Raw genomic sequence first — 22,109 nt, 5'->3', positions numbered from 1 at the left:
CCTCAATGTTTGAAATTATATGAATTCGTGCAGCAGTTGGTCTGTTTCATACAAAGGGAGTCCTACGACAGCGGAATAGCTGCCCTCAATACGGGTAACAAAACGTCCACCCAAACCTTGAATTCCATAACTGCCTGCTTTATCGCATGGTTCACCTGACTGCCAATATTGTTCGATTTCTTCTTGAGTCAGTTTCTTGAACCACACCTCTGTCGTCACGACGATAGAGTGTTGTTTTTCTGCACTTACGACAGTCACCGCCGTCATCACTTGATGACGACGATCTGAAAGTTGCGTGAGCATTCGCTGAGCATCAGCAAAATGGTGTGGTTTTTCTAAGACTTGGCCATCACACACCACGACGGTATCGGAGCCCACCACGATGGAGGACTCTGACACTAAAGCCAACCCTGCTTGTGCTTTTTGTTGCGACAAGCGCAACACATACTCAGCGGCCGTCTCTTGTTCCGCCTTGCATTCTTCGATATCCGGTAACACGACATCAAACGTATAACCAAGTTGCGCCAATAACTCTTTACGCCTTGGTGAGCCTGAGGCTAAAACCAGCTTGTGCATCGTCTTACCTTACATGCCAGTGACGACGAACGCGCCGTAACAGTAAAAACACCCATGGCCAAAGTATACAGTTAATTACTGCGGTCCATAGCGATAATGGGTTGAATACTACGTCCTGGATCAAATATTCACCACAGAATATGAATACTTCTAGCAACACGCTTAGGAAGGCGATAAGCAAGGCTTGCTGCCACAATGCCATGTTGCGAATAACGAGGAAATTCAACGCGACCAAATACACGACGATCGACAGCATCATGCCGCGAATGCCTAATGTCGAGCCAATCAGGAGGTCCCACAAAAGACCAAGCACTAACGCGCTGCCAACGTTAACACGATGCGGCAGTGCCAGTACCCAGTAACAGGTCACTAACAACAGCCACGAAGGACGAAACAAATCCAATGCACCGGGCCAAGGAATGGTCTGCAATACCAAGGCAACGAAGAAGCTCGCACCAATAACTATCTTGCTGCGCAGCACACTATTCGCCATCACTCACCTCTTGAGTTGCATGTTCATCTACGTTGGCGTTCAACACTTTATGTTGGCGATCTTCATTTGGCCAAACCAGCAATAGGTAGCGTAAGCGATCAAACTCCACCACAGGCTTGGCTTTTATTGCCGCAAACTCTCGACGAGTGTCATGCTCAACGGAGGTAACGTAAGCCACGGGGTACCCCTCTGGATACACGCCTCCAAGACCAGATGTCACCAATAGATCATCGACTTGAATGTCGGTGCTGGTTGGAATATGTTCGAGCTGAATTTCGTCGATATCACCATTTCCTGACGCGATCACACGAATATCATTGCGAACCACCTGCACAGGAATCGCATTTTTTGCATCACTAAGCAATAACACGCGACTGTTGTGCGCTGCGACAAAGGTAATTTGTCCAACGATGCCTTTTTCATTGATCACTGGCTGACCAATGTAGACGCCATCAATACGACCTTTATCAATCACCACTTGATGACGATAAGGAGAGGTGTCGACCGCCATCACTTCGGCGACCATTTTCTTTTCATCACGCACAAACGAAGAGCCAAGAAGCTTACGCAGGCGCTGGTTTTCTTCTTTGTACTGTTCCAGTAGCAGAAGATCACTTCTCAGTCTCAATACTTCTCGCTTGAGATTTTGATTCCCCTCAAGCAGAGACTGACGGGTACTAAAACGCTCATAGACACCGTCAAACATGCTGCGTGGTAAGTTAGCAGTATATTGGATCGGTGCGACTAAACTATTGAGGAAATATCGAACACCAGAGAAAGCATCTAAGCGACCATCAGCCAGCATGAGGCTGGCTGATGTAATGACAGCAAAAAAAAGACGCAATTGTAGAGAAGGACCTCTACCAAAAATTGGCTTCATTTTGTTTTAGAACCTTAGGTTTGAAAGTTAAACGCCGCGGCGCTTAACCATCACCGTTATTCTTCAGAGAATAGATCGCCACCGTGCATGTCGATCATTTCTAGTGCTTTACCGCCGCCACGAGCCACACAAGTCAGTGGATCTTCTGCGATCACTACAGGGATGCCTGTTTCTTCTGTCAGCAAACGATCAAGATCTTTCAGTAGCGCACCACCACCAGTGAGTACCATGCCGTTTTCAGAAATATCTGACGCCAACTCTGGCGGACACTGCTCTAGCGCAACCATCACTGCAGAAACAATACCTGATAGTGGCTCTTGCAGCGCTTCTAAAATCTCATTTGAGTTTAGAGTAAAGCTACGTGGCACACCTTCAGCAAGGTTACGACCACGAACTTCAATCTCATGCACTTCATCACCTGGGTAAGCAGAACCGATTTCATGCTTGATTTTCTCTGCTGTCGCTTCACCGATTAAGCTGCCGTAGTTACGACGCACGTAGTTGATGATCGCTTCATCAAAACGGTCACCACCGATACGCACAGAAGAAGAATACACCACACCGTTTAGCGAGATCACCGCCACTTCTGTGGTACCACCGCCGATATCGACCACCATAGAGCCGGTCGGTTCAGAAACACGCAGACCCGCACCGATTGCTGCCGCCATTGGTTCATCAATCAAGAAGACTTCACGAGCCCCTGCACCCAACGCAGATTCACGAATTGCGCGACGCTCAACTTGCGTCGAACCACAAGGCACACACACCAATACACGTGGGCTTGGCTTGAGAATGCTGTTGTCGTGCACTTGCTTAATAAAGTGCTGAAGCATTTTTTCAGTCACGTTAAAGTCCGCAATCACGCCATCTTTCATCGGACGAATCGCGGAGATATTGCCTGGTGTACGACCAAGCATTTGCTTAGCTGCGTGACCAACGGCTGCGACACTTTTCGCTGAACCTGCACGGTCCTGACGGATTGCAACTACTGAAGGCTCGTCTAGCACAATGCCTTGGCCTTTAACGTAAATAAGAGTATTGGCGGTACCTAAATCGATCGATAGGTCGTTGGAAAACATGCCACGAAGTTTTTTAAACATATTCTTCGCTCATCCTGCAAGAAAATAGAAGATAAAAATTGTCCTAAATGTACCAATGCCTTGCTGTGACAGCAAGGCATTGAAGTATAAACATGGGCTCAAAGCCCCAAATTCTTACAGATTCCTTACTTAGCGCAAAAAATCCACATTATTTATTGGCCCGTTAAGCCCGATTCACCTTTGTAAATAACCCGATCGTTTCCACGGTTAATTCCAAAGGTGACGACAGCGTTAGGGTCTTCATCGCCTAAATTACGCCAATTGAAACGAAGCCACGGACGAACACCGCTGCCATTACACTGAATATCGTTATCTGTGGTAGCGACTTTTTGCAAGGTGGTATCACTGACGCGCAGCCAAAATCGCACCTGCTCGCGTATTTGATTGTCGGTATCGGTTGTCGACTGCTGAGCAGAGAGTCGATCCGAGCGCCCAACCGAGACGGTACCGCTGCCACTAAGTGAAGCATTACTGCTGGTTTGCGCTTGGCTATGCCAAATCAGCTGACGACAGAACTGACTGCCATCGAAGTCACTGCCAGAATCGTCCCCATTGGTGACAAACTGGCTGCCATTCCAATATTCCGCACTTAACGGCACTTCAATTTGATTGCCAGTAAAGCCACCCACGTCTTGCAAGCGCATGCGTCCATAGCGGAAATCTGGCTGCTCAGAAAATGCCTTGCCCGATTTGACGATGGCGCCACTATCATGCACTTCCAACTCTTTATTTTCAAAATCAACGCCATCCACCACCGTACTGGCCCACAAGCCAAAACCTTGCGTATAGGGCCCATCAGACTCAGTGGTATAGGGTGTCGACGCAGTCGCTTTTTTGGCGAACTCAAAATCAGCAAGTGATATGTTGAGTTTCCCTAAAGACCAAGCAGGTTGTTGCCAAGTTAACGTTGAATAATCTCTCACCCGATCAACGATTTCTTTGTGCGCGTTATCAACATTGAAATAAGAAACGGCTGAAACATACGCTGAATCGAACAAGCCATAATTCTGCGTCACTTGATCTGAAGCATTTTGCGCCTCAACACTAAAAGCGTGTTCAATGGGTTGGTTCATGTACGCGAATCCCGAATGCCCGGTGGCATACGTCCAGCTATTGCTCACTAACACCAATTTTTCAGGCACAAAGCGGCCAATATTGCGGTAGCCCAAGTTAATATCCATTCCCAGATAATTAGCCTGCGTATCCGCCATGACTTTCAAGCTACCCACTTCATCCCAATAGAGCTGAGTGAAATCATAGTGTTGATTTGTACCACTACCGCTGCCACTGTTGTGTACTTTGCTCAGTCCATTGTCTCCTTGAAGTAACACACTTGTGCTCCCTCCCATTGGGGAGTGTAAGGCACTGCTCATCTCAACGACCGCACTGGGCGCATTACTGGCAAAGAAGTTTTGGGTAATCGCTGCATTACAGTAGCTGCTGGTTTCAATCTCTCCTGAGACAGCACCACCGCTCTGCCAAACAATTGGTTTTACGTGAAGGTTAAAGCGTTCAGAGGCAAGTTTGAATTTAGTCCCCGAGGATGAAGTACCATCCATGGTCCACGCAGGCGTTTCACCACTGCAGATAGCAAACGTCCACGGGCGAGAGTTCACAACGAAACTGCCCGTCACTTCTTTTGTATTATCAGTGGGGCATCCTAGAAAGCCCGTACACTCAAAACTGTCACTCAAGGTTACCGTAAAGCTACCAGACTCAGTAATGGACAAACTATCAGACGAGATGCCAGATGAAAAAGTAGGGGAATAACTCAAGGTGCCATTCAATCCGCCACTGGGGAGAACAACCACATGCGTAACACTGGGTGAGCCCGAATAATTGCTTGCCACTTGCTTCGCACCCGAGTCATCACAGGCCAGAATTCGCGTATTGACCGTCTCGGCTTTGCCAGCAATGACATCGACAGATGGCAACGTCAGATTGGTGGCTGGATCATAAGCCTCAAACTTAAACGGCACATACTTGAAGTGGCTGCTTACCGACTTACCACTATCATCATCCATCACAACCTTCAGAGTGTAAGACTGGCTCAAATCGACTTGGCTAATGTCGTTAACCGCAATTTGCAGATCTAACTCACCATTACTGTTAGAGGTAAAATTAGGATAAACACCGCTCCCTTTGCCATTTGCCACACTGACGACAAAATTACTCTCATCTGGTGAAACAGTGACTCTCACTCCCAAGCTTTCAACAACATTATTGTTCGTCGTAGTAATCGAAAACTCGGGTTTATCATTACCACACATCAGTGCCAGCTCCGTCGGTGGAGTCATGGTCACTTGATAATCATCAGAAGGGTTGAAACAGTTATTGTCAGTGGCAATAATTTGAGAGCCATTGTTCATTTGAATTTGTCTTGCGGTAACCGCCCCATTCACAGTGGCGTTATTACTCAAAATGACATTTTTTTCACTGTATAGCAGACCAGTAAAAATAGAGTTATTGGCTAGATCGACCCAGTTATGAATCGTCCCTACGTTATAAGAATACGAAAGATCATGAACATAAATGATCAATTCACCTTTCCCTAATGTTTCAAAACTCGAGCCATTACTCAGAGCAAAGCCCTTGGTGTGGATAACGACTTTTTCTCCATCAGGAATACGAATACTGCCAATAATATTGATACTGTCTATCCAGTAAGTCCCCGATAGGAAAATCGCTTGAGAACCACCATTAATCGTTAATGCACCAATAGATTCGTTGTTTTGGAAGGTTCGTGTCGCGTTATTTTGGACCACCACATGCGTTAAACCAGAATCTGGCGACTGAAAACTCTCGAGTTGCTGTTTGGTCACTTCTAACCCAGTATCACCAAAGCACTCTGAACCATCACAACCTTGATTTTTATTGTCGTTGATGACGCTTTGAGGAAAACCGATGAATCTTTTCCCACCAGAAATTGGCGCTCCAGAAATATTAGCGTTGTTATCAATGTATATATAAGAATTCCCATTCCCTTTCCAAGTTTGTGCTGGAGAAGGAAAAAGCGCACAAACTTCACTGGTTGGCGGTTTATCAAATAGAAAATAGGAGTATGGTTCTACAACGTGAGCACGTTCAAAATCGCTTGCCATGTCCTCTTCATTTATCAACGCCACTCCGGTTTTGGAAACAGAACAACGCCTTAACCAACCACCGTTATTACCATTTCGAGTTCTTTTTGCAGCCAACAGTGTCGGCACTTTTGTAAAACCAGAAACGGGAAAAGTGCTGATCTGCGTACAGCCCTCAGTAATGGGTTTTATCACTTGGTCGTTGATGTTCAGAGTATTCTGAGTTGAACCTTGACCGAGCCAAAATTTACGTCCATTCACAAAGCCCTCACCTAAGCCTGCAACAAACGCGACTTGTTCGTTATTCGCTAAAACTGCATTTGCAGAGACCTCTGAACGATCCAACACTAAGCTGAACTGGCTTGTCGAAGGGTTGAGCGCTATTGATGTCAACCAGATTGGTTGGCCACCCGAATTATTGTTGCGCGATTGAATTTGAACCAAGACGCCTGGCGAAGAAGAAAAGTTGCTCGTTAGTCCGTAATCACGAAAGCGAACCGTTTTGTTTTGATTACTGATTCCTCCTACATTGGAATATGTACGGTTGTATTCAACAAGACCAGCAACAACTTTAGCTCCATTATTAAACTCGAAAACGCCGGGCTCAATAACGAGGTAATCAATGTTTTCCATTGGCGCGTTAACATAGTTCACTAAAGGATCATTGCTATTGTTACTACAACGCCAATTACCATTACTTTGCTGTCTTAAACGGACACACGCCGCATCATTGGGTGGCAAGATCTGTTTTATTGTGGCTTGCGTATTGTTGACATTCCAAACTCTTAGATCGGAAGGGTATTCTGTCGTTTTAGTATTAAAATTCGATCGATTTGCGTTAATCGTCGACATTACAAAAACTAACGGTGGAGAGGTATAGGTGTTTTGAAAGACGATATTACAAGTTACTGTAGGGCCGGAAACCGTACATTTATCCGCAGGAATAGTACCAAATTCAAATTGAGGGTTGTAATTGATAGCCCAAGAAGAAGCCGAAAAGATCATTCCAAACCAACATATGCACAAGAGGCTTCGCTTTAAGATACTCATTCCTTCACCCATACTTCTTGTCTACGCTCTACTTCAACTATACCACTCCCGCAGACTGCGCTCGCCTCAAGGCGATAAAAAGTCTCACCTTGCAATGTACCAATTGATTGGCAACTAATTTGTGGATTGCGGCAAGGGCTATTGGCACTGACATTTGGCGTTGCACCTTGAATGGCAGTACATGCAGTAGACACCGAGGCTGATACGCCAAGTGGGTAGAGCTGAGTTAACGCCCACTCATTGGCAGATTGCGCCATGAGCCATGCTTGAGTACCTAGCTGCTCACGCGTTAAATTATCGCTGTTAGACCAGTTAATACGCGTCAATGAAGAGGCGAGAAAACCCATCACCACAATGACGAAGATGGCGACCACCAGCATGTTTCCTTGTTGTTTACGTCGATTAGGGAACATTGAGCACCTGCACATCTTGTTGGTAATGACTCGATTCATCATTTTGCGTAAACGTCAGCTTGATATGCACTAACCCACCACGCTGCAGTGTCGGCTCTAAGTAGTTGAAGCTTGCTGCGGAAACACTATCGGCGACTTGCACACCGTTGCGACTGATGCGCCCTGCGGTAAAACAATATTCAACACGACCATTGGCGTTAAAAATATAGTGTCGACGGTTGATGGAATTACTTTCTAAGCTGGCGGCTTGGTTTAACACCGCAAAATAACCCGCGCCGTTAGTTAACCCTGAGACATCAAATGAACCGTTAACAAGATCTTGCTGACGACTTGGATTAATGACCAAGCTTAGCCCGTTGGCCAACGGTGGCGTAACATTCGTATTGCCTATCAAAAAACGAATATCATTGCCTTCCACGGCGTAAAAGCCCGAATAGACAATTGGATAAAAAGACAAGCAATTTCCGCTGTCACTGAAACTGTTTGGCACAGCATGACGAAATTCACGAGACAATTTCTCTAACACAAATTGGGCTTGTGTTTGGATACGCTGCCTGTCTACTGAATCCGCATAGCCTTTTGTCCCGAGCTCAACGAAACCAGCAATGCCCAGCACCAAAATGCTACCGACAATTAACGTCAGCACCATTTCCACTAAGGTAAAACCACGAGAACTCATCAATAGTTCCCCTTATACGCCACGAGAGGATACGGCCCGTATTGACCGGCGTGTATTGCCATTTCAATGCGCTTTAAGGTACTCACTGCCCCATCGTCACTGCCATCCATGTTGCCATCGTAGAACACACGCACATCAACCCGAAAATTCGGATATTCCGTGTTGATGGTACTGCCAAAGACATCCGCTAATGACTTTTGAACCGAACCCGCTGGGCATTGAGATTGGGTATTGGTGGTATACCAACAACCAATATAATCGTCGACATCGTTATAATCGACCACTTGTGATTCTTCTGCGCCTAAGCCATCAGCAGCAGTACACAACACGCCGTCTTCACCGCAACGTGTACGGCCACCATCAAAATTGCTGTTGTGATCAAAACCACGTGCGAGAATTTGGCTCATAAAGCCTTGTCCTAACGCAATGGCACGCGTTTGGTAGTGCGGCGCCGCGGAATTTTTTACATTGGGAAAGAGCAAACTGGTCAAGGTCACCATAGCAACGGCAATCAATACCATCGCCACAATACTTTCGATAAGTGTCATCCCTTGCTGTTTTTTCATCAGCAGCCCCCACCACTTACGTAGCCTTGGCTATTGATACAAACCGAAGCACTCTCTCCGGAGGCCGTAAAGGTAATGGTGACACTGTTAAGAGCAGAACCATTGGTCTGCAATGGATTACCACGCAAATCAAAGCGAATAGGAGAAATTGTCGAGGAGACGGATACACCATCGAGGCGCATCACATCACTGCGCGATTCCGCAGCTTGAGGCGTGGAGGCAGCAGTACAACCTGCGGTTGAACCTAAACAACCACCGCTGGCGGTTAACTCAAAATTTGGATTGGCAGAATTCGTGGTGTTGGATTGCATACGATAGACTTGGAGCTGACGAATGATCGAAATCGCCTGCTCTTGCGCGGCATACGCAGAAAAACTGCCAGTGCCAATATAGCGACTGGCAGCATAAGCAGAGACGATACTGAGCAGTAGAATCACCACGATCAGCTCGACGAGAGTAAAACCAGCTTGTGCACGCTTTATCATAGCTTACGCTGTTCGGCAGAAATAAAAGGCCAGCTAAGCTGGCCTTTTATTTCGATAACTTAGTTACAGTTAACTAAAGAAATTGTAGGCTCACCAGCACTGGTTGTTGGCGCTTGGTAAGTTACATGACAGTCTGCATTAGACGCAGTAAAACCATAACCAATACCATTAGTTGCACCACTCACCAATGTCCAATCTGTAGCCAAACCAGAAACTACAGCAGAAAGTGCTGCTGATGTTTGCGCTGGATAACCAAATGTTGTAGCAATAACAGTGCCATCAACGGTCACAGATGATGTTTGAGCATTTTCAGTTCCGTTAATCGCCGATTTACCATAAACAATACCAGCAGCGCCAGCAATGGCACCTTTAAGCCCTTCCGCAGCTGCTGAACGCGCATCATCCTGCAGATTTAGAAAACGCGGAGCCGCAGTTACTGCCAAAATACCTAGAATTACAATCACCACAACTAACTCAATCAGGGTGAAACCGCCTTGTCTTTTCATAGTGTTCTCTCTCTATGTTTAAATCGTGCAGGGTTACTGCAAAGTTACGGTCACACGACCATTTTTCGCTTCATATTCAAACTGATGCTTAGTATTGCCGTCAAGTTGAATATAAGTACATTTAGCATTTGCTGAGTCAGCAGATGCGGAATATTTGAAGCCGTTATCACTTGTGGTGCCTGAGCCTTCAATACCAACCTTTGGTGGGTTTTGCAGAAGGTTCTCCATTAAGTCTACACACATTTGGCCAGTTAGCGCCGTTGGATAACTCGCAAAGTTGCCCGCTAAGCCCCAAGGATAACCATCTCGGAAGCCCGTATCGGCATTCGAAGCGTCTTTAGAACGCGTTAACCAAAAATCGACACCATCGTAGTTGACGGTATTTTGCTCTTGGCTATTGATGTTTCTTGACGGACGAGCTTCGGCTTCCCACTGCGCTCGCGCAGATAAAACCCCCGTCGCAAATCCACCTGCCACACCTTCAATACTGGCTTTCTTCGCAGCGTCAGTGACATCCAAGAAGCGTGGTAGCGCCGCAACTGCCAATAAACCGACAACCACGATCACCACAACCAGTTCAACCAAAGAAAAACCGTTTTGATTTTGTTTCATACTCAACCTTTCACTTATAGGTTTTCGGCTATTATACCTATCTTTGAATATCAAAATAGACTAATGCGTCAAAAAATATCATTCTGCCATATTTTCGACACTAATTTTCAATATCTTATGTTGCTGACTTACCACAATCAATAAGCCATTCTGGTAGTTAAATTGACATTGATAGGTTTCATTTATCTTACTTTCGCTTACATTGGTTAAATGAGATTCCAAAATACGACGTTCTGGAGAGTGAAAGTCTAACCATCTCTGACAATCTAGCTGCCCATTTTCACCAATTAAGGGCACCCATCCATAAGTAGAGAGAGGAATGGATTGTCCATCCATCTCTATATGCTTAGGTTTTCCCTGCAAAAGCCATTCCTGCTTATACAGGTTCGCTCGCTCTAACATTCGCTTGACTGAGATTTGGGCAGCCGTTTTGGACGCCTCCGATTCAACCGGTCGCCACCACTGCACAAAAACCGCCATAATCACCAATACTAATGCCAACCAAAGCACTAAGCTGGCACGATGACTATCCCGAATCACAGGCTAACCTTTGATAACATCGAGCATTCCCCACATTGGTAGGAAAATACCCAGCGCCAACACCAATACCATGCCCGCCACGATCACCAATAGAATCGGTTCAATGCGAGCCGTAAGGGTTTTCAGATCATAATCCACTTCTCGATCGTAGAAATCTGCTACTTCCATCAAGAGCTCGTCAATACGACCCGTCTCTTCCCCAACAGAAATCATCTGAATCACCAAAGGAGTAAAAATACCGCTGTTTATCGCCGTGACAGAGACTTGGCTACCCGCTTCAATGTCGGCTTTCATTTTAAGGATCTTCAGTTCTAAGTAACGGTTACCCATCGCTTCTGCCGATAATGCCAGTGACTGATTCAGTGGCACGCCCGCTTTGAGCATCAGCGCAAACGTGCGTGAAAAACGCGACAGCTGAGCACGGTTGACCACCCCGCCAACGACGGGCAACTTTAATCGCCATTTATCCCAACGCTCTCGGCCATCCGCCGTCGCGACCCAGGCTTTGAAGCCAAAGATAAGCCCTACGATGAATCCCGCCAACAGCATCCAGTAGTTAACAAAAAATTCTGACATGCCAATCAGAATTCTCGTCGGCAATGGCAAATCCACCCCAAAGCGACTGAACATCGACGCAAACTGTGGGATAACTTTGACGTTGAGGATAAACATCGCCACCACAATAAAACTGATCACAAAAGTCGGGTAACGCATGGCCGTTTTAATTCGTTTACGTGTTTCCAGCTCTTGCTCGTAATAATTGGCCAGTTGCAATAAAGCCTGATCCAGTCGACCCGTATTTTCCCCAACATGAATCATTGAGACGAATAAAGGGCTAAACACTTTTGAGTGTAACTGCATGGACGCCGATAAACTGCGACCATTGGTCAATTCTGCCACGACCTCTTCAAGGGCTGCCTTAAGTTGCTTATTCTCACAGTTTTGCACCAAACCACGCATCGAGCGCAGTAATGGCACCCCTGCTTTGGTCAAGCTGTACAACTGGCGACAAAAGAGCACCAAGATCTCCAATGGCACCGCAGGAGCGAATAACGCATTGAGATCGAAATCGAGCCCAGACCCCGTTTTGCCTTGGGTTATCGATACTGGGATGATCCCTCGGTTCATCAGTTGCTCAGCAGCCGCTTCTGAGGTCACCGCATCGATTTGTCCATTGGCTTTGTTGCCGTCAAGCGTTCTGCCTTGGTAATGAAAGGTTGCCATGGTTTAACCTTACATAATGATCGCTTCAGTAACCCCAGAGGAGTCACCTTCGCCTAAATTCATCACTTCGTCTAAGCTCACTACGCCTTGCAGCGCCAACTCCATTGCCGACGCTAACAAAGGTTTATAGCCAGGCGAACGACGCGCAGCATGCGCAAACTCGACGGCATCATTGGCGCGCAACGCGTCCATCATTCCATGCTCAAGTTCCAGCATTTCAAACACACCAATACGGCCGCGATAACCTGTTAAGTTACAGTTTTGACAACCGCGCCCTTTCACAAAGCCTGCTTCCACTTGATTCGGGAAGCGTTGTGCCAACCACGCTTTGCGTGACTCACCAACATGATCTTCCGTTTTGCAATCCGGACAGACACGGCGCACCAATCGCTGCGCGACCACAGCACGTACGGCACTCGCGACCAGATAACCCGGAGCACCCATATCAATCATACGAAGCGCACTGTCTACGGCGTCATTGGTGTGTAAGGTACTCAATACTAAGTGACCGGTCAGCGCCGCTCGCAGGCCAATTTCAACCGTTTCATGGTCACGCATCTCACCAATCAAAATGATATCGGGATCCTGACGGAGGAACGTTCTTAACACGGTGGAAAAATCAAGGTTGATCTTCGGATTGATCTGCACTTGATTGACACGCGACAGTCGGTATTCAACCGGATCTTCCGCTGTGATGATCTTTTTCCCCGGTTGGTTTAACTCTGTTAGAGCACCATACAGCGTGGTGGTTTTACCAGAGCCCGTAGGGCCAGTCACAAGGATCATGCCGTGCGGACGTTTCAACTGTCGGCGTAGGCGCACTAAAAGATCGTCCGGCAAACCTGAGTCTTCTAATTTTCTGACTCCGGAAGATTGATTGAGCAAACGCATCACCACCGACTCACCATACTGAACTGGCATGGTCGACATACGGATATCCACCGACTGACCTTTGGAGCGGATGTTAAAACGGCCATCTTGTGGCAGACGTTTTTCTGAAATATCCAAGTTGGCCATGAGTTTTAATCTCAGTACCAATGCTGGCGCGATGTTGACTTCATTCAGCAAGGTTTCGTGCAACACGCCATCAATACGTTGACGCAAGCGCAACACATTGGCGTCCGGTTCGATATGGATATCCGATGCGCCCACCTGGATGGCGTCTTCAAACATCGAGTTGATGAGCTTAACGACGGTCACCTCATCACTGTCGTCATCTTCGATATTGAAATCGAATGCATCGTTGACTTGGTGCTCCGCTTGTAACTGCTCGGCAAAGTTGGCGATCTCTTTGGTACGGCGATAATAGCGATCAAAGCCTTCCACCAATTGTCTTTCTGGCGCGATAACAAACTCAATGCCATATTGTCCTAGCTGACCGATCAACGCTTCTTGCGCAAAAAGGTCCGCTGGATCACTCATCGCAATGCGCAACGTGTCGCCATTACGGCCAATCACCAATGCACGTAAACGACGAGCATGCACTTCTGGTAGCAACTGCACTGCATCGATATCGACCGTGGCTCGATTTAAGTCAATTAAAGGCAGATCAAGTTGCTGAGACAAAAACGCCAGCATCTGTTGTTCAGACAAAAAACCCAAATCAATCAGCGTATCGCCAAGCTTGCGTCCACCACTTCTTTGCGCGCCGAGTGCTTGATCAAGTTGCGCTTCATTGATAATGCCTTCCTCAACAAGAAGGTCACCAAGTCGCTTTCTTAATCTTACTTTCATTGTGCACTCTCCAAATTTTGTAACAGCGCGAGTCTATCTTTAATAAAACGTTGCGATTGATTGGATATTCCGACTTTACTCAATGCGGCTTGATAAGACACTTGCGCCGATTTGAAATCCAATGCCCGCTCTTGTTGAATCGCCAACCCTAGCCACCAGCGTGCATTTTCGCTGTCCATTTGGCTTAGGCGCTGATAGCTTTCTAATGCAATGTCATCTTTCTTAATTTTTTGTGCTAACGCGGCGCGCATCGCGAGATATTCTTTTCCAGAATCATCGTACAGTGCCACCAAGGGGGTGAGCGCAGCTTCATTTTGATTGGCTTTGATCAGCATTTTGCTTAATGCAATGCGTAAGGTTTCCCCTTCTGGATTAAGAGCAATCCCAGCCTGAAGCAATTCATACGCTTTGCGGCTGTCTCCTTTACCAAAATAGAGTGCCGCTAATTTCTGTCTCACCACTTCGTTGTTGGGTGTATGGCGCAGAGCGTCGCTGTAGGCAGACAAAGCATTTTGTAAGTTATTGGCATCCAGCGCTTTTTCCGCTCGACCAATGGCTTTTTCGGCTAGTTGTTCTTGGGTTAACTCAACTTGTTCAACCAACATGCTGTTTTCCACCGCTGGCGTATTTTGTGTGGCGGGGGCTTGAGCCTTCACTTGGCTTGGTACTGAGTGAGAAACCAGTTGATTTTCCGTAGCAGATGGTTTCGCAGCGGCTTTCGCTACCAGCGTTGTTTCCGATTTGCTTGGCGCTGGTGCTGGTTTTACCGAAGAGGGAGCAACAGATGTTGCCTTTTCCACTCGCGCAGTCGTGACAATGTTAGGCTGAGAAACAGTGACACTTTGCGCTCCCTCGGATGGTGTTTTTTGTGTCGGAGAGCGTAAGGTTTCTTCGGCAACCGTGACGACCGTCGTGGTCACAGGCTCAGAGTAATTTTGGCTAACAGGCGCGGATTGTGTGATTGCCCAACCCCCAACGGCTAAGCTCAAACCGAATCCAGTGGCAATCCATACAATCGGTTTCACCGAGGTCACTTTTGGCAGCTCCGCTCTTTGCAGTTGAGCAGGTTGCGACTTCTGACTTGCCAATTCAGCAAGCGCTTTGTTTATTTCGCTCAAAATGCTCTCCATCCCCACAATACCGGGGTTTTAAACAAAGGTTTACACGCATCATAAGTGTCATGAATCGCGGTAAATAAATGTTGATTAGTGACATTTTTCTGTTGTTGCATATAAGCCAACAAAAACGCCTTATGGCACAACTGGTTGATTAAACGAGGAATGCCACCAGCCCCGCGCCAAAGTGCTTTCTTTTGCTCTGTAGTGAGGTATTGATGCTCACCATCTCCCGCCTTCGCTAAGCGACTATCGATAAAGGCAACACCTTCTTCAATCGTCAGTGGTCGTAGTTGGCAGCTAAACGTTATACGCTGACGAAATTGCCTTAACTCATGTTGGGCGATACGTTCATCGAGCTCAGGCTGACCAAATAGCACTATCTGTAACAATTTCTCTTGCTCGGTTTCTAAATTGCCAAACAGACGCAATGCTTCCATCGCTTCGAGCGGTAATGCTTGAGCTTCATCCACTAACAACACAGTACGCATACCACGCTGACGCATGCCTATCAAACGGTCTTGGATCAGTGGTACCAAACTGACACTATCATAGGTTTTTAGCCCCATTTCGCGCGCAATGGCCATTTGCAACTCATGGCCACTCAACACGGGATTGGGTAGATAAACCAAGTTCACCTTATCGCTCAGTTGATCAATCAACATGCGGCACACCATGGTTTTACCAGTGCCCACTTCCCCAGTCACTTTGACGATCCCCTCTCCCATGTCCAGCGCCGCCATGACGGTTTGAATCGCTTCAAAGTGCGGCGCCAATCCCAAAAACAACTCGGTGTTTGGGGTCTGCGAAAAAGGCTGAGTGTGAAAACCAAAGTGCTGCAAATACATGGTTAAACTACTGCTGATCAGGGAACCATTCTTGAAGCAGATCCCTTGAACGCTCTAGCTCTTTCTGCCAAGTGTTCACACCCACTACCGTTGGCTTAAGCAAAATAACCAGTTCCGTTTTTTGCGTTAAGTTCGATGTATTGCGGAACAGGTGGCCCAAGGCTGGAATATCACCAAAAAATGGTACTTTAGACACGCGTTCAATCGTGTTCGACTTCATCAAACCACCAATAACCACCACGTCACCATCACGAGCACGAATCACCGAATCAGATTCACGAATAGAGCTTTTGGCCAAAGGAAGAGTGACGTTTTGGAAGTCGCCGCCCAGATTCAATTGCTTGGTTTCTTCTTCCACTTCAATCACCGCAGGGTGTACATGCAAGAACACATTGCCCTTATCGTCAATTTGTGGCGTCACATCGAGAGAAATACCCGAGAAAAATGGCGTTAGCGTCACTTCCGGCACAGCTTTAGATTTATCATCATTGCCCACGTTGCTTGACAACGCGGTGACGTAATACTGATCGTTACCCACTTTGATGACTGCTTTCTGGTTGTTCGATGCGGTAACGCGCGGGCTAGAAAGCACGTTCAAATCACCTTGAGTAGACATGAAACTTAATACCGCTTCAAAGCTACCATCAGAGATCGTTACATTGGTTTGCCCACCGAGCAGTGAGCCAATGGCATCCAAGCCAGGTAATACGGTAGAGCCCGGTCTGTTCACTACGATGCTGCCAGAATTACCAATCGACGCTGAGATGTTCGACCAATTGATCCCCTGTTGATAGCCGTCACTCAAGGTGACTTCAAGAATTTTGGCTTCAAGAATGACTTGGCGCTGCATGCGCTCTTGAGAAATGCCGAGGAATTGCCTTACTTCGCGAATCTCATCCGGGAAAGCACGAACAGTAATCACCCCCGCTTGAGGTGTCACGACGACACTTTGTCCTTTACCTGAACCAATTAAGCCCGCCACTGCTTGTTGCAATAACGGCCAGAAATCACTTTCCGTAATGGTTTCAATACGGGTGCCACCACTGGCTGTGGTTGTGTTATCTCCGCTGTTATTGGAGTTATTCGAACTGTTATTGGAATTAGAATCAGAATCGCCGCCGGAACTGGTGGAGCCCGTCGAGGTCACAGAGCCGGTCACGATACTGGTTAAAGAGCGGCCAGAACGTTGGAACTGGATATAATCGACCGGGATGGTCACTGTGCGTAAACCAGCGGGGTAAACTTGAATAACCTTGCCCGTTTTAATCACATCGTAGCCATACATATCTTGTACGATCAATAAGATATCATCGAGCGTCACATCACTGACATTCAGCGTGATACGCCCTGTTACATCGGGATGAACTGCGACACTGAACTCCGTGCCTTTGATCAGGGAGGTGAAAAACTGCCTTGCTTCAACGCCACTGGCTTTAATGCGAAAACGCTTCACCGTATTGCTGCCTGCCGTATTGGCCGCTTCCAGTTCCGGCATTAAGTCCTCTTCCACAGAAGGTGGCAGCTCATCCAGTGCTCGGCTATTAGCCTCATTGATGGACTGGTTTAAGGTCTGTTTGACTTCAACGGGATCTCTGTGCCCCATAGAGCACCCCATTAGCGAGGCAATGATAATTCCAACTACAATCTTGCGCATTTGATTCAAACCTTATTATTCTTTTATATCCAGATTAAAAAGCTCTAATTTCCACAGCTTGGAGCCTCGCTTTAATGTCACCACATCAGAATCAATTTGAGTGACTTTATAACCGCGTATGGTTTCGCCCACACTGACCACATCGTCATTTAAAATCGCCACACACTCTTTCGGTGACTGACAGACGATGCTTTGTAACGTCGGTAAGCGATATTGTCTCTGTGCACTTGGCTTGGTTTGAGCGGGCTTCGTCCAACCTAGCGGAGCCGTTGGATCTTGAGTCGCATACGCATTTCCACCAGCGAAACACAGTGATAACAGAAGAAATCTAACCACCAATAAACTCCTGTCTTGTTCCTAACGTATACACTTCCAACACCACGCGAGCTTGAGGATACTCCTCTACTTGGTAGTGGAAGCGGCGCCAATAGTATTTCACTGGCAAATTCTCAAGCTTACTCAAATAGCCTTGAATCGCGAAAAAGTCGCCAGTCATTTCTAATCGCACTGGGTGAACGTAATACCCCGAATACTCAGAATTTTCTGGGTTACCCTCTATTGGCTCTGCACGCAACGACTCCAATGAAATCAACTTAACGCCACTGCTTTTATCGAGTACCGTCTCCAGTAATTCCGCCATTTGGCTAGGAGAAAGCAGATTGCCAATCACTTCAGACAACTGCATGCCGAGTTCTTGACTTCGCGCCAATAAGCTCTTCATTTCGATGTCAATTTCTCTATTCGGATCTTTATTGAGCTTAGCCTGAATTACCAGAATGTCGCCTTGTAGCTTCTGATTCTGCTGAATGGTGCTACTCAGTTGTTCTTTTTTCGCCGCTAACTGCTTCCAAGCAGGCTCAATCACCAAGGTAAACAACAGCAGTACAATCACCACCAAACCACAGAGCGTAATCAGCCACTTCTCTCGGCCACTTAAGGCAAGAAACTTGTCATTCCAAGCATTCCACTGCTGCTTCATTGGCCTTTACCTTCTGCTTTCGTTTTGAGTTCGAACGTGATGACATCGTCTTCGTTACGTCCGATTTTCACCTTATCAAAGCTGCGACCAACCAGAGGCAGTTCATGCTTAAACTGGTTTACCCAGTTCGGCACCGCATTGGCACTGATCGCAAGGCCTTTCACGTCTAAATTCGCCCCCACCACACTGATGTCCGTCAGTGAGATGTCATTTCTGCCGAGCTTCGCTAGCGACAACATCATGCCAGAATACCCTGTTTGCAATGACGTATCATATTGGCTAATCGCGTTTAACGACGCTTCTTGCGCTCGAACTTTTACTTTTAAACGCTCCACCGCCGCCAGTTTTTCTGAAGAGGGTTTATGCTGGTCTAACTTGGCTTGCAGTTGACTAAGCTGCTGAGTCAGTTTCTGAGATTCCGCTTGCACATTAGCAAGTTGATTATCGATGGCGCGTTGCTGCCATAACGCGAAGGCGTACACCATCAAGAAAATCGCCGCGATGCCTCCCCAGCCAGCCGCTACATTATTGAGCGTGAACAGCTCTTTTTTAGGCTTAAGGTGCTCAGGATAAAGATTGATTTCAGCCTGACCGAGCTGCGCTGCACAATCCACTACGATGTTGCCAGAGAGCCTTCCCTCGTCATCTAATACTGAGGCATTCGCACTTAATCGTTCATTGAGCGCCGAGACAAGCTCTGCGTGGTCCTCTTCATCACAGCAAATTTTAAGCTGATTGAGGGAGACACCTTTAATTTGTGATGAGAGATAATCGATGGAACGTTGTAGCTCAAGAGCCAACCCATCAAGCTGAAGGGCACTGGCTGCTTCACCAGTTAATGGAGGAAAAACGGAACGAATGGTTCGTTGAAACATCGGCGTGTGTTCAACAAAGGCACCGAGTTTGAATTGCCCTTTGGCGCTGCGTTGCAATAGAAGAAAATTGGCCAACTCACCAGCGCTGTGCGCCCAAATTTCGTCTTCGGGAACAATCGAATGTAACTCGCACTGATTTCGAACAATCAAATCCAGCAGTTTATCCACGATCTTTTTCGACAGAACATACACTTGCAGCTTGTTGCTATTCGGAAGTAAACGTCCATCAGCGACAATTTCGGTTGGGCGTTCAGAAATAAGATCTTTGACTAGGAAAGGTAAAGCTGAAGGCCACTCTTCTCGTGGGATCGCTGGTTTTTCTATTTGAAAAACTTGGTAATGATGGCTGGCTAGTAACACAGTCACCTTTTCACCAGGCGTGAACTGTAACTGCAGAACTTTCTCAAGTGCTTTTTCCCAACTCTCATCGATAGGTTCAAAAAGCGCTTGAGACGTGGCACTTTCGGTACTCAACTCGCCTTGAGCGGCAAAGTAGACGGCATCAGGCTGAAGCATGACAAAACGCTGCTCCCCGCCATTAGCTTGGCCTCTCAATTTTTCGAGCAATGACTTCACATTCATCTGTTTTTCTTCTTATTTTCGACGCCAGCGATTGCGTCTTGCCGTTTTCGTTTGTTTTTCTTCCACAGTAGTCACGACTGGCGGTAACCACTGATTTTCAACGGAGAAATAGCGCCCTTGTCCACCATGTATGCCAAGCTCAACCAAGGTTGACCACTCTTGCTTGGTTTCAACGCCAACCGCAATGACTCTCACTTTCGTCCCTGCGCCCGCACCCAGCATACTACGAACAAACAACTGGTTTTCATGGCGTTGTTCTATTTTCTTTGTCAGACTTCGATGTAATTTTAAGTAATCCACACCCAAATCTTTCAAATAATGCGTACTCACAATGGTTCTACCAGCTTGCCCGACCACCAGTTGGCACCCCAAACCTGACAACATTTTTGCCACAGGTCTCATATAATCCAGATGCCTTACTAAGTGACTTTCAACAAACTCAAAACTCAATTTTGTTCGATACTCACTAGGTAACTGTAGCAGTTCGTCTCGGAACCATTTGAAATAATGACGGTTGGCAAACGGCGTGACGTGTAAATTCAGTGACAATTTGCCGATATTCTCAGAATTTGCACGCAAATGAGCAAACACTTTGCCGATGACCGCGCGGTCCATTTGACTCTCAAACCCAACCTGCTTTAACGCAGACATATAGCGAGAGGCTTTCACAATGCCGTTTTCTGGATCAACAATTCGACATGTTAACTCAGTATGCAATGGATTTAACTGCTGCCCGTCTAATAAATAAGACAATTGTCCGAAGACTAGCACATTTTCAGTCGACATGGCTGTCTCAAAAATGGTACGCCACTTCACACTACCTCTTGTTTCATCAATATGATTCCACTTCTTAAATCGACTCCAGTTATTATTGCTCTGTAATTGAGCACTTCGCAGTGCGGTTTCCGCTTCATCCATAATTTGGCTGTGTCGTTCCCCCTCCTGATACATAGTGACACCAATGTGACACCAGTTTTCTTTATCCAGTGGGTAAGGAGGATTGAGTTTCTCCAGCTGACGAATGCACTGCGACGCCAGATTGGCCACGTCTTTGGCACCTAAATGAGGGATAAAGAGAGCGAAGTCGGACGGGTAATAGCGTGAGAAGACCACTTCAGGAAAACGTTGAACCAAATTGGAAATGAGGCTGCCCACTTCAATAACAAATTCATCGGCCATTTGTTTGTCATTTTCTTCTGACACACTTTTCCAATCCGCAATGCGCATCAATAACACCGCACCTTGCGCCCCACTCTCATGCAGCGCCGATTCCAGTTTATTGTCAAATAACACCCGATTCGCCGTGCCCGTCAATTTATCCAGAAAAGTTTGGGTACGAATAAACGTATCAAAGCGACTGCGCTCTTGACGTGCATCGCGCAGCTCTTCAATCAGCATGTCTAACGCTTCACTTGCCGTGTAAGGCCACTCTCGCTCGTCACCTTTGGCGTATTGTTCCACTCGTCCTGCCAGAATCATGCGTCCGCGCTCTTCCAATAGCTCTGAGCCATATAACTGCTCTTTCAGCCATTTCACACCACGCATTAAACAAAAAATGATCAAGCCAACCGCTAAGGTAATCGACCACAACGCTTGAAACGAATAACCAAAGCCAACGTAAGGCGGTGTCGCTTTGAACTCGACGCGATACCCGGGATTACGCTGAAGCACATAACTTTGTTCATAAAGGCGATTGACGTCAATTTGTGGCGAGGTGTCCTTGAAACGGTAGACCACCCCAGAATCGGTAGAAAGCTTCATTTCTACGATATTGGAAGCTTGCAGCATTTTCGGCATCCAACGCTGCATAGAATATGCGGCATCAGGATCTTCCATCTCTTTATCCAACACTTCGACAATGCCCGCCAAATAGTGGTTGAGATATTCCTGACCAAGCTTTTTAAATGAGAGAGTGCCACCAATAAAGAGGATAAACATGGCACTGATAACGATCATTGTAACGAAGGCTACAAGTCGAGTACTGAGTTTGAGAGTCGGGGTATACCTCATGAACACCGAATTCCTTTTCCATTCATCATATACCGTTTATTTCTATATACTTGATAAGTGAATGGTTAACAATCTACTCTCAGTAGATGTGAGAAGTGTCATTGAAAA

General features: G+C 46.7%; 21 protein-coding genes. All 21 read right to left on the bottom strand.

Annotation, left to right across the window (positions count from 1 at the left end):
• Window positions 1–15: 15 nt before the first annotated feature.
• A complete protein-coding gene (locus PQQ36_RS18910) occupies window positions 16–576 on the bottom strand; it encodes a Maf family protein (protein ID WP_011079410.1) in 561 nt (186 codons plus the stop codon).
• A 4-nt stretch (window positions 577–580) separates the two neighbouring features.
• Entirely contained in the window at window positions 581–1,069 is a 489-nt protein-coding gene (mreD, locus tag PQQ36_RS18905; RefSeq protein ID WP_011079409.1) for a rod shape-determining protein MreD, read from the bottom strand.
• A complete protein-coding gene (gene mreC / locus PQQ36_RS18900; protein ID WP_011079408.1) occupies window positions 1,059–1,949 on the bottom strand; it encodes a rod shape-determining protein MreC in 891 nt (296 codons plus the stop codon). The genes mreD and mreC overlap by 11 nt, the downstream gene beginning before the upstream one ends.
• Before the next feature lie 56 nt (window positions 1,950–2,005).
• Window positions 2,006–3,049 (bottom strand): rod shape-determining protein, encoded by a 1,044-nt coding sequence (locus PQQ36_RS18895; protein ID WP_011151240.1) that lies wholly within the window; start codon window positions 3,047–3,049, stop codon window positions 2,006–2,008.
• Between the two features lie 152 nt (window positions 3,050–3,201).
• Entirely contained in the window at window positions 3,202–7,134 is a 3,933-nt protein-coding gene (locus tag PQQ36_RS18890) for a DUF6701 domain-containing protein (protein ID WP_443098527.1), read from the bottom strand.
• 41 nt (window positions 7,135–7,175) lie between these two features.
• Window positions 7,176–7,592 carry a hypothetical protein gene (locus tag PQQ36_RS18885; protein WP_011079405.1) on the bottom strand — a complete coding sequence of 139 codons (417 nt, stop codon included), beginning with the start codon at window positions 7,590–7,592 and terminating at the stop codon, window positions 7,176–7,178.
• Complete coding sequence (locus tag PQQ36_RS18880) at window positions 7,582–8,271, bottom strand: PilW family protein (RefSeq protein WP_273662207.1); 690 nt, start codon at window positions 8,269–8,271, stop codon at window positions 7,582–7,584. The genes PQQ36_RS18885 and PQQ36_RS18880 overlap by 11 nt, the downstream gene beginning before the upstream one ends.
• Complete coding sequence (locus PQQ36_RS18875; RefSeq protein ID WP_273662206.1) at window positions 8,271–8,837, bottom strand: prepilin-type N-terminal cleavage/methylation domain-containing protein; 567 nt, start codon at window positions 8,835–8,837, stop codon at window positions 8,271–8,273. Before PQQ36_RS18875 ends, PQQ36_RS18880 begins: the two co-directional genes overlap by 1 nt.
• Window positions 8,837–9,322: a type II secretion system protein gene (locus tag PQQ36_RS18870; RefSeq protein WP_011079402.1), complete on the bottom strand. Its 486-nt coding sequence runs from the start codon at window positions 9,320–9,322 to the stop codon at window positions 8,837–8,839. The genes PQQ36_RS18875 and PQQ36_RS18870 overlap by 1 nt, the downstream gene beginning before the upstream one ends.
• 59 nt (window positions 9,323–9,381) lie before the next feature.
• Window positions 9,382–9,828 (bottom strand): prepilin-type N-terminal cleavage/methylation domain-containing protein, encoded by a 447-nt coding sequence (locus tag PQQ36_RS18865; protein ID WP_206627579.1) that lies wholly within the window; start codon window positions 9,826–9,828, stop codon window positions 9,382–9,384.
• A 33-nt stretch (window positions 9,829–9,861) separates the two neighbouring features.
• On the bottom strand, window positions 9,862–10,440 hold the full coding sequence (locus PQQ36_RS18860) for a prepilin-type N-terminal cleavage/methylation domain-containing protein (RefSeq protein WP_045596382.1): 579 nt from the start codon (window positions 10,438–10,440) through the stop codon (window positions 9,862–9,864).
• A gap of 78 nt (window positions 10,441–10,518) precedes the next feature.
• A complete protein-coding gene (locus PQQ36_RS18855; protein WP_273662204.1) occupies window positions 10,519–10,980 on the bottom strand; it encodes an MSHA biogenesis protein MshF in 462 nt (153 codons plus the stop codon).
• A gap of 3 nt (window positions 10,981–10,983) precedes the next feature.
• Window positions 10,984–12,204 carry a type II secretion system F family protein gene (locus tag PQQ36_RS18850; protein ID WP_011079398.1) on the bottom strand — a complete coding sequence of 407 codons (1,221 nt, stop codon included), beginning with the start codon at window positions 12,202–12,204 and terminating at the stop codon, window positions 10,984–10,986.
• Between the two features lie 9 nt (window positions 12,205–12,213).
• Entirely contained in the window at window positions 12,214–13,938 is a 1,725-nt protein-coding gene (locus PQQ36_RS18845) for a GspE/PulE family protein (RefSeq protein WP_263225659.1), read from the bottom strand.
• Entirely contained in the window at window positions 13,935–15,056 is a 1,122-nt protein-coding gene (locus tag PQQ36_RS18840) for a tetratricopeptide repeat protein (RefSeq protein ID WP_273662203.1), read from the bottom strand. The genes PQQ36_RS18845 and PQQ36_RS18840 overlap by 4 nt, the downstream gene beginning before the upstream one ends.
• On the bottom strand, window positions 15,053–15,901 hold the full coding sequence (locus PQQ36_RS18835) for an ExeA family protein (RefSeq protein WP_273662202.1): 849 nt from the start codon (window positions 15,899–15,901) through the stop codon (window positions 15,053–15,055). Before PQQ36_RS18835 ends, PQQ36_RS18840 begins: the two co-directional genes overlap by 4 nt.
• Before the next feature lie 7 nt (window positions 15,902–15,908).
• Window positions 15,909–17,555 carry a pilus (MSHA type) biogenesis protein MshL gene (mshL, locus tag PQQ36_RS18830; RefSeq protein WP_072612424.1) on the bottom strand — a complete coding sequence of 549 codons (1,647 nt, stop codon included), beginning with the start codon at window positions 17,553–17,555 and terminating at the stop codon, window positions 15,909–15,911.
• A 15-nt stretch (window positions 17,556–17,570) separates the two neighbouring features.
• Window positions 17,571–17,891 carry an MSHA biogenesis protein MshK gene (locus PQQ36_RS18825; protein ID WP_011079393.1) on the bottom strand — a complete coding sequence of 107 codons (321 nt, stop codon included), beginning with the start codon at window positions 17,889–17,891 and terminating at the stop codon, window positions 17,571–17,573.
• Complete coding sequence (gspM, locus tag PQQ36_RS18820; protein WP_045596391.1) at window positions 17,884–18,534, bottom strand: type II secretion system protein GspM; 651 nt, start codon at window positions 18,532–18,534, stop codon at window positions 17,884–17,886. Before gspM ends, PQQ36_RS18825 begins: the two co-directional genes overlap by 8 nt.
• Complete coding sequence (locus PQQ36_RS18815) at window positions 18,531–19,991, bottom strand: MSHA biogenesis protein MshI (RefSeq protein ID WP_263217732.1); 1,461 nt, start codon at window positions 19,989–19,991, stop codon at window positions 18,531–18,533. Before PQQ36_RS18815 ends, gspM begins: the two co-directional genes overlap by 4 nt.
• Before the next feature lie 12 nt (window positions 19,992–20,003).
• Window positions 20,004–22,001, bottom strand: a complete 1,998-nt coding sequence (csrD, locus tag PQQ36_RS18810; RefSeq protein WP_045596393.1) for an RNase E specificity factor CsrD — start codon at window positions 21,999–22,001, stop codon at window positions 20,004–20,006.
• Between the last annotated feature and the right edge of the window lie 108 nt (window positions 22,002–22,109).

It is taken from the genome of Vibrio sp. CCUG 15886, from assembly GCF_028570825.1.
GTDB lineage: Bacteria > Pseudomonadota > Gammaproteobacteria > Enterobacterales > Vibrionaceae > Vibrio > Vibrio vulnificus_B.
This window is presented reverse-complemented; position numbering and strand designations above follow the sequence as displayed.